The 14,846-nt window shown below is 72.1% G+C and carries 12 protein-coding genes; 6 read left to right on the top strand and 6 right to left on the bottom strand.

Translation table 11 applies throughout. From position 1 onward, the window contains the following. Nucleotides 1–38 precede the first annotated feature (38 nt). Nucleotides 39–1,028, top strand: a complete 990-nt coding sequence (locus ACZ6RT_RS12570; RefSeq protein ID WP_399187595.1) for a Gfo/Idh/MocA family protein — start codon at nucleotides 39–41, stop codon at nucleotides 1,026–1,028. 138 nt (nucleotides 1,029–1,166) lie between these two features. Here ACZ6RT_RS12570 and ACZ6RT_RS12575 read toward each other — a convergent pair whose 3' ends face one another. Further along, nucleotides 1,167–1,970, bottom strand: coding sequence for an SDR family NAD(P)-dependent oxidoreductase (locus ACZ6RT_RS12575; RefSeq protein ID WP_399187593.1), 804 nt, complete (start codon nucleotides 1,968–1,970; stop codon nucleotides 1,167–1,169). A 55-nt stretch (nucleotides 1,971–2,025) separates the two neighbouring features. On the opposite strand from ACZ6RT_RS12575, the gene ACZ6RT_RS12580 reads away from it, so the two are divergent. Beyond that, complete coding sequence (locus ACZ6RT_RS12580) at nucleotides 2,026–2,625, top strand: TetR/AcrR family transcriptional regulator (RefSeq protein WP_399187591.1); 600 nt, start codon at nucleotides 2,026–2,028, stop codon at nucleotides 2,623–2,625. Between the two features lie 107 nt (nucleotides 2,626–2,732). Here the strand turns inward: ACZ6RT_RS12580 and ACZ6RT_RS12585 are convergent, their stop codons facing one another. The 5 genes from ACZ6RT_RS12585 to ACZ6RT_RS12605 form a co-directional block, all read right to left on the bottom strand. Then, nucleotides 2,733–3,395, bottom strand: a complete 663-nt coding sequence (locus ACZ6RT_RS12585; protein WP_470153466.1) for a hypothetical protein — start codon at nucleotides 3,393–3,395, stop codon at nucleotides 2,733–2,735. 323 nt (nucleotides 3,396–3,718) lie between these two features. Continuing rightward, entirely contained in the window at nucleotides 3,719–4,147 is a 429-nt protein-coding gene (gene mscL / locus ACZ6RT_RS12590; RefSeq protein ID WP_399187587.1) for a large conductance mechanosensitive channel protein MscL, read from the bottom strand. A gap of 43 nt (nucleotides 4,148–4,190) precedes the next feature. Further along, the gene (locus ACZ6RT_RS12595; protein WP_399187585.1) at nucleotides 4,191–4,439 is read right to left on the bottom strand and encodes a DUF397 domain-containing protein; all 249 of its coding nucleotides are present in this window, start codon (nucleotides 4,437–4,439) and stop codon (nucleotides 4,191–4,193) included. Nucleotides 4,440–4,582: 143 nt separating this feature from the next. Continuing rightward, nucleotides 4,583–4,762: a DUF397 domain-containing protein gene (locus ACZ6RT_RS12600; protein ID WP_344888781.1), complete on the bottom strand. Its 180-nt coding sequence runs from the start codon at nucleotides 4,760–4,762 to the stop codon at nucleotides 4,583–4,585. A gap of 148 nt (nucleotides 4,763–4,910) precedes the next feature. Continuing rightward, nucleotides 4,911–5,774: a helix-turn-helix domain-containing protein gene (locus tag ACZ6RT_RS12605; protein WP_399187583.1), complete on the bottom strand. Its 864-nt coding sequence runs from the start codon at nucleotides 5,772–5,774 to the stop codon at nucleotides 4,911–4,913. Between the two features lie 210 nt (nucleotides 5,775–5,984). Here ACZ6RT_RS12605 and ACZ6RT_RS12610 point away from each other — a divergent pair, with 210 nt between their 5' ends. The 4 genes from ACZ6RT_RS12610 to treY all read left to right on the top strand — a co-directional run bounded on the left by ACZ6RT_RS12610 (nucleotide 5,985) and on the right by treY (nucleotide 14,844). Next, nucleotides 5,985–6,413 carry a hypothetical protein gene (locus tag ACZ6RT_RS12610; protein ID WP_470153468.1) on the top strand — a complete coding sequence of 143 codons (429 nt, stop codon included), beginning with the start codon at nucleotides 5,985–5,987 and terminating at the stop codon, nucleotides 6,411–6,413. Between the two features lie 181 nt (nucleotides 6,414–6,594). After that, nucleotides 6,595–10,083 carry a BTAD domain-containing putative transcriptional regulator gene (locus ACZ6RT_RS12615; RefSeq protein ID WP_470153470.1) on the top strand — a complete coding sequence of 1,163 codons (3,489 nt, stop codon included), beginning with the start codon at nucleotides 6,595–6,597 and terminating at the stop codon, nucleotides 10,081–10,083. A gap of 113 nt (nucleotides 10,084–10,196) precedes the next feature. Beyond that, the gene (gene glgX / locus ACZ6RT_RS12620) at nucleotides 10,197–12,302 is read left to right on the top strand and encodes a glycogen debranching protein GlgX (protein WP_399187577.1); all 2,106 of its coding nucleotides are present in this window, start codon (nucleotides 10,197–10,199) and stop codon (nucleotides 12,300–12,302) included. Continuing rightward, nucleotides 12,295–14,844 (top strand): malto-oligosyltrehalose synthase, encoded by a 2,550-nt coding sequence (treY, locus tag ACZ6RT_RS12625; protein ID WP_470153472.1) that lies wholly within the window; start codon nucleotides 12,295–12,297, stop codon nucleotides 14,842–14,844. The genes glgX and treY overlap by 8 nt, the downstream gene beginning before the upstream one ends. The last annotated feature ends 2 nt before the right edge of the window (nucleotides 14,845–14,846 follow it).

Below are 14,846 nucleotides of genomic sequence, written 5' to 3' on the forward strand. Positions count from 1 at the left end.
GGGAGCTGATACAACGACGCATGGTGAGATATGGGGCTATGAGCGCGATTAAGCCGATCAAGTGGGGCATTCTGGCGACCGGCGGTATCGCCGCGACCTTCACCGAGGATCTGAAGCTGCTGCCGGACGCCGAGGTGACCGCGGTCGGATCGAGGTCGGTGGAGTCCGCGCGGGCCTTCGCGGACCGGCACGGCATCCCCCGCGCCCACGGGAGCTGGGCCGAGCTCGCCGCCGACCCCGAGGTGGACATCGTCTACGTCGCCAACACCCAGAACGCCCACCACGACGCGGTACGGACCTGCCTGGAGGGGGGCAAGGCCGTCCTGTGCGAGAAGACGTTCACCCTCAACCGGGCCGAGGCCGCGAGCCTGATCGACCTGGCCAGGGAGCGCGGCCTGTTCCTCATGGAGGCCATGTGGATGCGCTGCATCCCGGCCATCCGCAGGATCGTCGAGCTGATCGGGGAGGGCGCGATCGGGCCGGTCAACGCCGTGCACGCCGATTTCTCGATCTCCGTGTCGGTCGACCCCGGCCACCGGCTCCGTGACCCGAGGCTGGGCGGCGGCGCCCTGCTCGACTTGGGCGTCTACCCCGTCTCGTTCGCCCACCTCATGCTCGGCGTCCCGGCCGGGGTGCGGTCCTGGGCGCGGCTCACCCCCGAGGGGGTGGACGAGAACACCGGGGTGCTGCTCGGCTACGACAGCGGCGCGGTCGCCCTGCTCTCCTGCGGGATCACCACCGACAGCCCGGTCACCGCGTCCGTCTCCGGCCCGCTCGGCCGGATCGAGCTGCCGCACCTGTTCTTCCGTCCCGACACGTTCGTCCTGTACCGCGCGGGCGAGGAGCCCGAGACCGTGCACGTCCCCTTCGAGGGCAAGGGCATGCTGCACGAGGCGGCCGAGGCCATGCGCTGCCTGCGCGAGGGCCTGCTGGAGAGCCCGCTGGTCCCCTGGCAGGCCACCCTGGACGTGATGGGCATCCTGGACGAGGTCCGCGCGCAGGTGGGGGTCCGCTTCCCCGGCGAGTGAACCGCGGCCCGCCCGCGCGACGGCCGGGCCGTGCGACGGCCGCGTGACGGGCCGCGTGACGGGCGCCGTGACGGGCCGTGCGACGGGGGAGGACCGGCCCGCCGGCAGGACCGGGTGCCGGGACCGGGATCCGCCCGCTCAGCCGGGGACGGCCGCCACCATCGCGCGGACGGCCGCCTCCATCCTCAGCGCCGAGGCGCGGTCCACGGCGAGCTCGAAGGGCCTGCCCCTGCGGTACGCGGTGAGCGGCGCGGCCGGGGGACGGTCGAGGAGGGCGGTGATCGGCGGCACGGCGTCGTCCACCCGCTGGGCGAACAGCGCCGACACCACCCGGACGACGCCGCGTACCGGCTGCCCGAAGGACTCGTGCATCCCGGTCGCCACGAACCCGGGGTTGTAGAGCACGTACCGCGTCCGCCCGCCGTCGTGGAGCGAGGCCAGCAGCTCGACGGCCCTGGCGCCCTGCATCGTCGCGGTGAAGGGACGGTAGCCCCGGGTCAGCTGGAGGTCGTCCCAGCGGATCCCCGCCGAGCGGGGACCCCCGACGCCGCACAGGTTGACGATCACCGGTGCCGGTGCCCCCTGCAGCGACCCCCGCAGGCCCTCGGCCAGGAGCAGGCGGCTGAGCACGTACAGCGCGAAGGTGCGCTCGAACCCCTCCTCGGTCTCGGCCCTCACCGTGTTGTACCTGAAGGCCCCCAGGACCAGCGCGTCGACCACCGGGAACTCGTCCCGGAGCCGCCGGGCCAGGTCGCGGGTCCGCCGGACGGAGGCGAGGTCGGCCCGGACGAAGCGCGCCCCGGGAACCCGTTCCAGAAGGCGCCGGCCACCCTCCTCGGTGCTTCCCACGGCGACGACCAGGTCGCCCCGCCCCGCGTGGTGGCGGGCCAGGGCCATGCCGATGCCGCCGGTGCCTCCGGTGATCACGATGGTCCGTCGCATATGTTGAGGCCCTCCTCAAGTTGAGATGGGCCTCAACTTAGCTAGACTCCGGGACATGCGCAAGGACGCCCTGCAGAACCGGGAACGCCTCCTGGCGGCGGCCAGAGGGCTCTTCGCCGACCGCGGGCTCGACGTGCCGCTCGAAGAGATCGCCCGTACGGCCGGGGTCAGCATCGGCACGCTGTACAACCGCTTCCCCACCCGGGCGGAGCTGGTGGAGGCGGTGTTCGAGGACCGGGTGGCGACGGTCGCGCGGCTGGCCGGGCGGGCGCTGGAGGCGGACGACGCCTGGGAGGGCTTCACCACGTTCGTCACCGCGGTGTGCGAGCTGCAGGCCGCCGACCTGGGCTACAACGACCTCGCCGTACGCGGGGCCGCGACCGCGACGGACCCCGGGTACGCGTCGATGCTGCGGATCGTCGAGCGCGCCCGGGAGTCGGGCGCCCTGCGCGACGACGTCACCATCACCGACATGGCTTTCGTGATCTGGGGGGTCGCGGCGACGGTACGCGCCACCTCCCGCGTCGCGCCCACCGCCTGGCGGCGGCACCTCGCGCTCACCCTCGACGGCCTGCGCGCCACCGCGGCCCACCCGCTCCCCGTCCCGCCCATGTCGGTCGAGCAGACGCGCGCGGCGCTGGACGGGTGCGGCTGAGCGGACACGGCCGTGCCGTCACGGGGCCGCCGGATCGTCCGCTCGACGTCCTCGGACGGGCATCGGACAGGGCTCGGGCGGGGCTCGGACAGGGCTCGGGCGGGCCGTCAGACGGGCTGCCAGTCGTGCCGGTCCAGGAAGGCCCGCACGCCGGTGGCGTACTCGGTGAAGGCGTCCTGGACCGCGGAGAGGTCGGCGACGTGCGTGCGGAACATCCGCCCGCGCACGCTGTCGCGGTACTCCAGCTCGTAGCCGGACGGTTCCGGGGAGGTCTGGACGAAGTGCTCGCCGAAGACGATCAATGCCATGAACGGGTTCTGCGGGGACAGGGTGGTGAGCGCGTCCGAGACGAGCCGCAGGTCGGGGCCCACCACGATCATCCCGTCACCGGTGCGCATCTCCATGGTGGGGTAGACGCCCCGAGGGCCCAGGTTGTGCACCAGGTGCCGCTGCGGGTCGTAGCAGACCAGCCCGCACTCGGCCGCCAGCGCGAAGACCTCGGCCGAGACCTGGTCGGCCTCCTGCGGGGTCAGGGTGACCAGGACGAGATCGGGGGAGAGCCACCCGGCACCGGGGAGGCGCTCGGCGAACGCGACCACCCCGGGGTGCGGCTCCGCGACCTCGGCCTCGTCCTCTCCACGGTGGTCGGCCTCACCCGGACGGGCCCGTACGCCCTCCGGTGCCGCGTGGCGCGCCTCCTGGAGAACGCTCCGGGCGTGCTCCCGGGTGATCGGTTCGGGCTCGTACCAGACGGCCAGTTCGAAGCTCACGATTCCATTGTCCCCGGTCGGCGCGGCCCCGCCGACCCGGACGGTCTCATGGAAAGGGCCGCCGTTCCGCGGGCGCCGATTCCACCGGCGACCTCGGAAGGGAAGGGCGGCCCGGCCTTTCGGCCGAGGACGGCCGGGCCGTTTCACAGGAACGGCCGGTCCGTTTCGTCGGGACGGCCGGGCCGATGAACGATCGGCTCGATTTCCGGAGGAACGAGACGCGGGACGGACTCCCCGAGGGGATATCGGGTCGCGCACTCTCGGCGACGCTCTTTCGTCCGCCCGGTGTGAACCGGGGTGCGGGGTGTTCTCCGGACTTCCCGTCAGGCCGGGGGCCGGTCACCGACCGCGACCCGCGACAGTTCCACGGTGCAGAACGCGCAGCGCTTGGCCTCGATCGGGATGTCGCTCAGGCACTCCGGGCATTCCTTCTCGGTGGCCTTCTTGTCCCGGTCGAAGAAACCGATCAGGCGGGTCATCGGCATCACGACCAGCCAGTAGACGACCGCGGCGATGATCAGGAAGGTCAGAAGGTGGTTGATGAAGTCGCCGTACATGAACTTGGAGCCGTTGATCGTGAACATGTACTGCGAGAAGTCCGGCTGCCTGCCGCCCGTGACGGCTCCGATCAGGGGGGTGATGAGATCCTTGACCAGTGCCTGGATCAGCCCGCTGAAGGTCGCCCCGACCACGACCGCGACGGCCAGCTCGACGAGGTTGCCCCTCAGCAGGAACTTCTTGAATCCGCCCATCCTTGGCGCCCTCCAATCGCGAAGACGCTGGACTACCCATCGATCAGCGGTCAAACCTCCTGTTCCTGCGGGCGATCCGCCGGAACCAGGGGATGTCGAAGCGTCCTCGGCGGATGGACCGGACGAAGGAGTCCCACTCCGCCAGGGTGAAGACGAGGACCGGTCCGTTCGTTCCGTGCTTGCCGTCGCGCACGCCGACGCTGCCGTGCTCGAAGGCCACCTCCACGCAGCTTCCGTTGTTGCACGCCGGCCGGTGCCAGACGCTGTTGCTGAACCGAGGTCGGCCCGTCATGCGCTCTCCCAGAAGATCGGTCGTGAAGCCGGGATGTCATGCCGGGAGCATCGTAATATACGTCACCAAAATGTAAGTGTTTCTTTTTGGCTGTACTGTGTACCGGGACCGTGATTTCGGTCCCGGTACATGTTTAAGTCCATCTATGAGAGGTCGTATTCGCCCTGCTTGATGGCGTGGACGAAGACGGCCCAATCGCCGCGCGAGTAGCGCAGCAGGCCGCCGTCGGGATTCTTGGAATCACGAACACTGACCATATCGGACGCGAAGGCCACTTGGACGCAGTTCCCCGCGTTGCAGCGGGAAGAGATGCGCCACTCCATGGGGGGAGTGGTCGTGCCTTGCGGTGAGTTCATTGACACTCCCGGTGTCTTTGGAAAGAATAGGACCCCTGTTGCGCGGGCGTCCTGACACCACCGGTGTGACGCGGGAGTTCGTTTTATTTATTACGAAATGTGCATTTTTTCTCTTTTAATCCATATAGGCCCGCATCATCCGGGCGATATGTTCCAGTGAGGCGTGGGGATCCAGCGCCGTGGCGCGGATCTGGTCGATCGCCTCCCGGTGCACGTCCAGGTCGTCGGCTCTCTCGAGATACTCGTTCCGGACGAGGATCTCGATGTAGACGACGTGCGAGCCCACGCCCTCCTCCATCTCCAGGTAGACGAACGGGCTGCCCGCTCCCATGTAGGCCCCCTTGTCGAAGGGGACGACCTGAAGGGTGACGTGGCGCTTCTCCGCGACCACCAGGGCGTGCTCCAGCTGGGCCCTCATGATCTCGGTGCCGCCGACCCGCCGGTGCAGCACTGCCTCGTCGATGAAGGCCCAGTAGCGCGGGGGCTTCGGCCGCTCCAGCACGGCCGGCTGGCGCGCCATGCGGGCGGCGACGCGCCGCTCCAGCACGTCGTCGGCCATCCGTGGCAGCAGACCCCGGATCAGGGCCCGGGCGTAGTCCTCGGTCTGGAGCAGGCCGGGAAAGCACGCGGTCTGGAACTCGGTGATCGACGACGCCCCGGCCTCCAGCTCCATGTACGTGTACAGGGCGTCGTTGCCGAGATCGCCGTGCTCGTGCTTCAGGCCGGGTTTGCGGATCTCCCGGGCCAGCGTCATGAGCTGGTCGATCAGTTCCTCGTCCGTGATGCCGTAGGCGGCGCAGAGGTCGCGCACGTCCCTCTGGCTGGCGCCGCGCTGGGCGTTCTCCATCCTGCTGATCTTCGAGGGGGTGCAGAGCAGCACCTCGGCCGCCTGCTCGACCGTCAGCCCGGCCTGTTTGCGCAGCTCCCGTAGCCGGCCCCCGAGACGGCGCCGACGAAGGGTCGGGTTGTTCTCGGCCATCGGCGCACCCTCTTCTCGATGCCACCGACGGGCGGACCGGTCTCTGCCCGGCCTCCGGTACGACCCGGCACGGAGCGGTGGCACGAACCAACGGAAAGATCTACTGGCAAATACTACATGGCAATTGCCAGACGCATATTGCCAGCGGCACAAAACAGGGGTAGGCAAAGGGTAAGGCCCGGGAAGGGCGAATCTTCAGGGGGTGAAGCCTTGAAGCACGACGTCGAAGGCGGGAGCGGCCGCTCGATCGGAGTACGAAGCTTAGCGATCATCGGCCTCCGGGCGCTGGACGATTGGATCTTCGGGGAGATCGACGCGTTCGCCTGGGTGCAGGGGTGGGAGATCGACCGCGGTCGCCTGACCGCGCACGCGTACCGCTCCCCGGGCTTCGACGCCCTGCAACGGTGCGGGCTGTGCGGCGGCGAGGGGCGGACCGGCGCGCGCGGCCCCGCGCGGGCCCTGGCCGCGGCCGGTGCCGACGAGCCCGCCGGCGCGGTGCCGGGCGGGAGCGGCGCGGTGGCGCGCCAGAACGGCCGGGCGGCGGTCGAGCCGGCCGAGCGCGACGGCGACGTGTGCGGGCTCTGCGAGGGGGACGGGCGGATACGGCGGCTGCGGGCGGGGGCGGGCCTCGAACCGTGAGGGGCCACCGGCCGGGGTACCTCCGCGACCCTCCACGACGCGGAGGGCGGTGACCCCGTCCGAGGAGCCGGGCCTGACCGGAGCGGCGGGGCGGGATCCGTGACGGCGAGGGCCGGTCGCGTGAGGGCCGGCAGGACAGGCGAAAGGTACTATCGGCGCAGTTCAATGCGAGGTGGGCCGGATGGACTTTCGCGTGCTGGGCCCGGTCGGGGTGCTCGCAGGTGACGGGACGGCGCTGGACGCCGGTCCCTACCAGCAACGGCTGGTGCTGGCCATGTGCGTCCTCGCCGCGCCACGGCCGGTCGGGCCGCACCGGATGATCGACGCGCTCTGGGAGGGCGATCCTCCCCCGGGGGCGCTCAACACCGTGCAGGCGTACGTCTCCAAGCTCCGGCGGCTCTTCGAGCCCGGCCGGACGCGCAGGGCGGCCCCGACGGTCCTGGTCACCAGGCCGGGCGGGTACGCCCTGGACGTGCCGGTCACCGCGATCGACCTGGGCCGGGCCCGGGAGCACGCGGCCGCGGGCGCGGGCCGGACGGCCGAGGGCGACCACGAGGGGGCGGCCCGGGAGCTGCGGCGGGCGCTGGGGGAGTGGGGCGGTGAGCCGCTCGCGGACCTCGCGGCCTCCTCCTGGGCGGCCGAGGAGGCCGCGCACCTGGCCGAGTTCCGGCTGACGATCGAGGAGGACCTGGCCGGGGCGGAGCTGGCGCTGGGCCGGGGGGCGGCGCTGAACGGCCGGCTGGCCCAGCTGGTCGCCGCGCACCCGTTCAGGGAGCGGCTGCGGGTGCTCGCGGCGCACGCCCTTTACCAGGCGGGCCGGCAGGCCGACGCGCTCGCCGTGCTCGCCGAAGGACGGCGGCTGCTGATGGAGGACCTGGGGCTGGACCCCGACGCGGGTTCCAGGGAGATGGAGCGGCGCATCCTGGCCCAGGACCCCGCCCTGACCCCCCGTCCCCCGGCGGGCGTGCAGAGCGCGAGGGGTGCGCCGAGCACGGCGAGCACGGTGGGCACACCGAGCGCGGTGGGCGCGGTGGGTGTCGCGGACGTGACGAACCGGGCGAGTGCGGCGAGCGCGGTGGGCACGGTGGGCACGGTGGGCGCGGCCGGGGACGCGGGAACGGGGACGGCCACCGAGGCCGGACAGGACGACGGGCCGGTCGGCAGGGACGCCGAGACCGCGGTGCTGGAGCGGGTGGTCGCCGGGGCCGGGCACCGGGTGGTGCTGCTCGCCGGGGAGCCGGGCATCGGCAAGACCCGCCTCGCCGAGCACGCGGCCGACGCCGCGCGGGCCCGGGGCCGGCGGGTGGTGTGGGGCCGCTGCTGGGACGGCGCCGGCGCGCCCCCGTTCTGGCCCTGGACACAGGCGGTACGGGAACTGGTCGGCAGGGACGGGGAGCTGGCGCAGCTCACCGGAACCGGAGCGCGACCGAGCATCTCAGGCACCCAAGGCACCCAAAGCATCCCGGGCGCCCAAGGCACCCCGGGCACTCAAAGCACGCCGGGCACGCCGGGTGCCTCGCCGGGGACCGGGCAGTTCGAGCTGTACGAGGCGTTCGCCCGGCTGCTGAACGAGCACGGCCGGACGCTGGTGGTGCTCGACGACCTGCAGTGGGCGGACCCGTCGTCGCTGCGGCTGCTGGAGTTCCTGGCCTCCACCCGGCTCTGCCCCGAGCTGACCGTGGTGGCGACGTACCGCGACACCGGGGAAGGGGACGCGGGGCCGCTGGGGCGCACGCTGGGCGCGCTGGCGCGGCTGCCGCACGTGCGGCGGCTCCCGCTGCGCGGCCTGAACGAGCAGGAGATCCGCCGCTACCTGGAGCGGGCCGGGGCCGACCCGGGCAGGGCGGCCGAGATGGGCAGGCTCACCGCGGGCAACCCGTTCTTCCTGGGCGAGGCGCTCCGGCTCGGTGAGACACCCGGGGCGCTGCCGGACGTGGTACGCGGCCGGCTGGCGGGCCTGCCGCCCGGCACCGAGGAGGTGCTGACCGCCGCGGCGCTGCTCGGCCGGGAGGCGGACCTCGACGTGCTGACCCGGGTGGCAGGACCGCCCCCTGAGCGGGTGCTCGACATCGTCGACGCCGCCGTGCAGGCCCGGCTGCTGGTCGCCGAGGACGGGCCGGCCTGCCGGTTCGTCCACGACATCGTCCGCGACGTGCTGCGCGAGGCGCTGCCGCCGCTGCGCCGCAGGAGGACGCACGCGCGGATCGCCGAGGTGCTCCGGGAGCGGGGCGGGACGCGGCTGAGCGAGATCGCCCACCACTGCCGCGAGGGCCTGCTCGGCCCGGAGTCGGCGGCCAGGGCCATCGGCTACACGCGGCGCGCGGCGGCCCAGGCCGGTGCCCAGTTCGCCCACGAGGACGCGGCGGAGGGCCTGGAGAAGGCGATCGCGCTGGTCGACCGGCTCGCGGAGCCGGACGCCGCGCTCCGCTGCGACCTGCTGCTCGACCTGGCCGAGGCCCAGGCCGCGGCGGGGATGACCGGGGCGGCCCGCGCCTCGCTGGAGGCCGCCGCGGAACTCGCCGAGGGGCTCGGCGACGACGACCGGCTGGCCAGGGCGGTGCTCGGCTTCTCCGACCCGCTGCACCTGGCCATGTACGAGGAGATGACCGGCATCGACCGGACGGCCGAGCGCATCGACCGGGTCCTCGCCTCCGGCCTGGCCTCCGACTCGCCGTGGCGGGCCCGGCTGCTCGCCGCCGCCGCGCTGACCGGATCGACCGGCCGGCCGGTGGAGCGGAGCGTGGAGACGGCGCGGGAGGCGGTGTCGCTGGCCCGCCGCAGCGGTGACGAGGCGACCCTGGCCAGGACGCTGATCGCGCTGGAGATCCTGCTGCGTTCCGACCGCGACCACGAGCGCGGGCGGGAGGTCGTCGCCGAGATCGTGGAGCTCGGCCGCCGTACCGGGGACCTGGTCACCGAGTGGATCGGCAGGGAGAACGCGTACGTCGAGCTGATGGCCCGCGGCGAGGCCGGGCCCGCCGCGGAGCTGCTGGCCTGGCTGCGGGAGAACGCCGGGCGGCTGCGGCTCCCCTCGATGGTCAGCCTCGCCGAGTGGCAGGCCGCGGTCCGCGCCTACCTGTCCGGGCACCTCGCCGGCGCGCTCGCCGCGGCCGACGCCTCCGGTGCCGCCCACCCCGAGGGGGCGCTGGGCCGCGACGACGCGCTGCTGCGCCGGGAGACGTTCCGCTTCCTGTCCCTGCGCGCCGCGGGCGAGAGCGGCCGGGCGCTCGCGCTGGCCGAGGAGATGCTCGGCCGCCGGCCCGGCCAGCGGCCCTGGACGATCCTGCGCTGCCTGGCCCTGGTCGACCTGGGCAGGACGGGCGAGGCGCGCGAGGTCCTGGCCGGCCTGGCCCGGGACGGCTTCGCCGCGATAGGCCCCGAGCTGGCCTACCGGTTCGTGGCGGACGCCGTCAGCGAGATCTGCGCCGCGCTCGGCGACGAGACCGCGGGCAAGGTCCTGTACGGCCTGCTCGCACCGCACGCCGGACGGCTGCTGGGCTGGTCGCAGGCCGACCTCTGCCTGGCCAGGCTGGCCCTGCTCGGCGGCGACGAGGAGCGGGCCGCGGCCCACCTGGGGGCGGCCGAGACCTTCGTGGCGCGGGCGGGCCTGCGCGTGTACGAGCCCGCCGTGCGCGCGCTGGCCGGACGCCTGAGGCCGGGCCCGTCCTAGGCTCGTGACGGCGTGCCGCGTCCATCTGCTGAGATCGGAGTCACAGGAGTGGGAATGTATGCATGCCACGGCGAACACGGGGCATATCTGTCCACCGCTGAAGGGGCGGTGTAATGATCGAGATCTGGCCGGGTGATCCCTATCCTCTGGGGGCCACCTACGACGGCGCGGGAACCAACTTCGCGCTTTTCACCGAGGCCGCGGAACGCGTCGAGCTGTGTCTGTTCGACGATGACAATCAGGAGACGAAGGTCCCTCTCACCGAGTGCGAGGGGTTCGTCTGGCACGGATATCTGCCGCGCGTCGGCCCGGGGCAGCGGTACGGCTACCGCGTCCACGGCCCGTACGACCCGGCGGCGGGGCAGCGATGCAACCCCGCCAAACTGTTGCTCGATCCCTACGCCAAGGCGATCGACGGCGACGTGAACTGGAATGAGGCCGTGTACGGCTACCGCTTCGGCGAGCCCGACAGCCTCAACGACGCCGACTCGGCCGTGTTCATGCCGAAGTCCGTCGTGATCAACCCGTTCTTCGGGTGGGGGCACGACCGGCCGCCGAGCACGCCGTACCACAACACGGTGATCTACGAGGCGCACGTCAAGGGCCTGACGATCAACCACCCGAAGATCCCTGAGCGGATCCGCGGCACCTACGCCGCGATCGGGCACCCGGAGATCATCGACCACCTGACGTCGCTCGGGGTGACCGCGCTCGAACTGATGCCGGTGCACCAGTTCGTCACCGACCACATCCTGTCCGACCGCGGGCTGACGAACTACTGGGGCTACAACAGCATCGGCTTCTTCGCGCCGCACAACGCCTATTCGAGCACCGGGCAGCGCGGCGGGCAGGTGCTGGAGTTCAAGGCCATGGTCAAGGCCCTGCACGAGGCGAACATCGAGGTCATCCTCGACGTGGTCTACAACCACACCGCCGAGGGCAACCACCTGGGCCCGACGCTGAGCATGCGGGGCATCGACAACGCCGGGTACTACCGTCTGGTCGACGACGACAAGCGGTACTACATGGACACCACGGGCACCGGCAACAGCCTGTTCATGCGCTCCCCGCACGTCCTCCAGATGATCATGGACTCGCTCCGCTACTGGGTCATCGAGATGCACGTGGACGGCTTCCGGTTCGACCTGGCCTCGACGCTGGCGCGGGAGCTGCACGAGGTCGACCGGCTGAGCGCCTTCTTCGACCTGGTCCAGCAGGACCCGGTGCTCTCGCAGGTCAAGCTGATCGCCGAGCCGTGGGACGTCGGCCCGGGCGGCTACCAGGTGGGCAACTTCCCGGCCCGCTGGACCGAGTGGAACGGCCTGTACCGCGACACGATCCGCGACCTGTGGCGGGGCGAGCCCGCCGCGCTGCCCGAGTTCGCCTCCCGGCTGACCGGCTCCAGCGACCTCTACCAGGACGACAGCCGCCGTCCGGCCGCCTCCATCAACTTCGTCACCTGCCACGACGGGTTCACCCTGCAGGACCTGGTGTCCTACAACGGCAAGCACAACGAGGCCAACGGCGAGGACAACCGGGACGGCGCCGACGACAACCGCTCCTGGAACTGCGGTGAGGAGGGGCCGGCGTCGCTGGCCATCGAGTCGCTGCGCGAGCAGCAGAAGCGGAACTTCCTGACGACCCTGTTCCTGTCCCAGGGCGTCCCGATGCTCTCCCACGGCGACGAGCTGGGCCGCACCCAGCGGGGCAACAACAACGTCTACTGCCAGGACAACGAGCTCAGCTGGGTCGACTGGTCCGACGTCAGGGAGAACTGGCTGCTGCTGGAGTTCACCCGGCGGGTGGCCAAGCTCCGCGCCGACCACCCGGTCTTCCGGCGGCGCAGGTTCTTCTACGGGCGCCCGGTACGCGGGTCCGAGGACAGCCTCAGCGACATCGCCTGGCTCACCCCCAAGGGGGAGAAGATGACCGACGCCGACTGGAACGTGGGCTACGCCAAGTCGCTGGCGGTCTTCCTGAACGGCGACGCCATCACCGAGCCCGACCGCCGGGGCCGGCAGATCGCCGACGACTCGTTCCTGCTGCTGTTCAACGCCCACCACGACGTCATCAAGTTCACCCTTCCCAAGGACTACGGCGAGATGTGGCTGACGGAGATCGACACGGCCATGCCGATCACGATCGACACCCGGCTGTGCCGGGCCGGAGAGAGCGTGCCGGTGGTCGGCCGCTCGGTGAGGGTGTTGCGCCGTGTCTGAGCCGATGAACCGCCACGAGCCGCTGACCCGGCCCGAGCCCGGACTCGTCCCGGCCGAGCCCGTCCTGACCGGACCGGTCCCGGCCGAGCCGGCGCCCGTCCCCGAGCCCGCACCGGCCGGCCCGGGGGCACCGCCGGCCGAGCCCGCGCCCGTTCCCGGGCCCGGGAGCGTGCCGCCGCAGGGTGTGCCGGACGTGCCGCCCGCCGAGACGGTGCCCGGCGCCAGGACCGGTGAGGACGGCGACCAGATCGTCGACCCGGCGCCGCTGGAGACGGACGGGCAGATCCCGCTGCCCTCGCCCGGCTCCTACGAGGTGCCGCTGTCGACGTACCGGTTCCAGCTGACCCCGGACTTCGGGTTCGACAAGGTGGCCGAGCTCGCCCCGTACCTGCGGGACCTGGGGATCAGCCACGTCTACCTGTCGCCGATCCTGCAGGCCGTGCCCGGGTCGCAGCACGGCTACGACGTGACCGACCACTCGCGGATCCGCGAGGAGTTCGGCGGCGCCGAGGGCCTGCGGGAGCTGTCGGCGACGCTGGCCCAGCACGGGATCGGCATCGTCGTCGACATCGTGCCCAACCACATGACGATCCCGGTGCCCGAGTCGGGCAACGCCCAGCTCTGGTCGGTGCTCAAGGAGGGGCGCGAGTCGCCGTACGCCTCCTGGTTCGACATCGACTGGGAGGGCGGCGAGGGCAGGGTCAACATGCCGGTCCTCGGCGGCGACCCGGAGGAGGTCGTGGCGGACGGCGACGTGCTGCGCTACCACGACCACGAGTTCCCGCTGCCCGACACCCACTACCGGCTGGTCGACTGGCGGCGCGGGCCCGGCTACCGCCGCTTCTTCGACGTCTCCTCGCTGATCGGGCTGCGCGTCGAGGACCCGCAGGTCTTCGACGACACGCACGCCCTCATCCTCGCCCTGGTCAAGGAGGGCGTCGTCCAGGGGCTGCGGGTGGACCACCCCGACGGGCTCGCCGAGCCGCGCGGCTACCTGTCTCGGCTGCGCGCGGCCTCGGGGCTGTGGACCGTGGCCGAGAAGATCCTGGTCGGCTCCGAGCGGCTGCCCGCCGACTGGGACTGCGACGGCACCACCGGCTACGACGTGCTCAACCGCATCACCGGCCTGTTCGTCGACCCGGCCGGCAAACAACCGCTGGTCGAGCTGTACGTCACGCACACCGGCGGGCCGTCCGACTACGCCCAGGTGGTCCGCGAGTCCAAGATCCAGGTCCTGGACCTGTTCTTCGGCTCCGAGATCGACCGGCTGCACGCCGTGACCGGCTCCGACCGGCAGACCTTGGTGGAGCTGCTGGCCGCCATGCCGGTCTACCGCGCGTACGCGGTGCCCGGGGAGCCGGTGCCCGAGGCGTCGGCGCGGATCGTCGAGGAGGCCGGCCGGATCGCGGCCGGGCACCTGCCCGAGGGCGCCCCGGTCGACGAGGTCGTCCGGCAGGTGCTGCACGGGCCGGCCGAGGCCGTCACCCGCTTCCAGCAGACCTGCGGGCCGGTGATGGCCAAGGGGGTCGAGGACACCGCCCTGTACCGCTGGTACCCGCTGTCCTGCCTGAACGAGGTGGGCGGCGAGCCCGACCGGTTCGGCGAGTCCGTCGAGGAGTTCCACGCGTTCTGCCGGAGGATGTCCCCGGCCACCATGACGACGCTGTCCACCCACGACACCAAACGCTCCGAGGACGTACGGGCCCGGCTGGCCGTGCTGTCGGAGATGCCCGCCGACTGGGCGGCGGCGGTCGGCGAGTGGTCGGCGAAGGTCTCCTTCGACCCGGCCCTCGACTACCTGGCCTGGCAGAACCTGATGGCGTCCTGGCCGATCGACCCGGACAGGTTCTTCGACTACCTGTTCAAGGCGGCCCGCGAGGCCAAGACCTCGATCTCCTGGGCCACCCCGGACCCGGCCTACGAGCGCGGCATCCGCGACTTCGTCACCCGCGCGGTGGAGGAGTGCGGTCCTTCGATCGCGGAGTTCGGCGCCAGGATCGAGCCGTACGCCAGGTCCAACTCGCTGGGGCAGAAGCTCGTCCAGCTCATGCTGCCCGGCGTGCCCGACCTGTACTGGGGGAACGAGATCACCGACTTCTCCCTGGTCGACCCGGACAACCGCCGCCCGGTGGACTTCCAGCTCCGGCGCCGGATGCTCTCGTCGGCCCAGGCCCACGCGAGTCACGCCAACCCCGACGAGGCCAACCCGAGCACCGCCGCCGAGGACCTCACCTGGGACGAGGCCAAGCTGGCCGTCACCTCCCACGCCCTGGGGCTGCGGCACCGGCTGGGCCCGGACGCGCCGTACCTGCCGATCGAGGCGGGCGAGCACGCGATCGCCTTCGCCCGCGGCGAGCGGGCCGTGACCGTCGCCACCCGGCTCCCGGTCGGGCTGGAGCGGCGCGGCGGCTGGGGGGGCGACACGCTCACCCTGCCGCGCGGCACCTGGCGGGACCTGCTGACCGGCACCGAGCACACCGGCCGCATCCCCCTGGCGCACCTGCTCTCCATCCACCCTGTCGCGCTGCTGGAAAGGAACTGACA

Source organism: Streptosporangium sp. NPDC050148 (genome assembly GCF_055586505.1).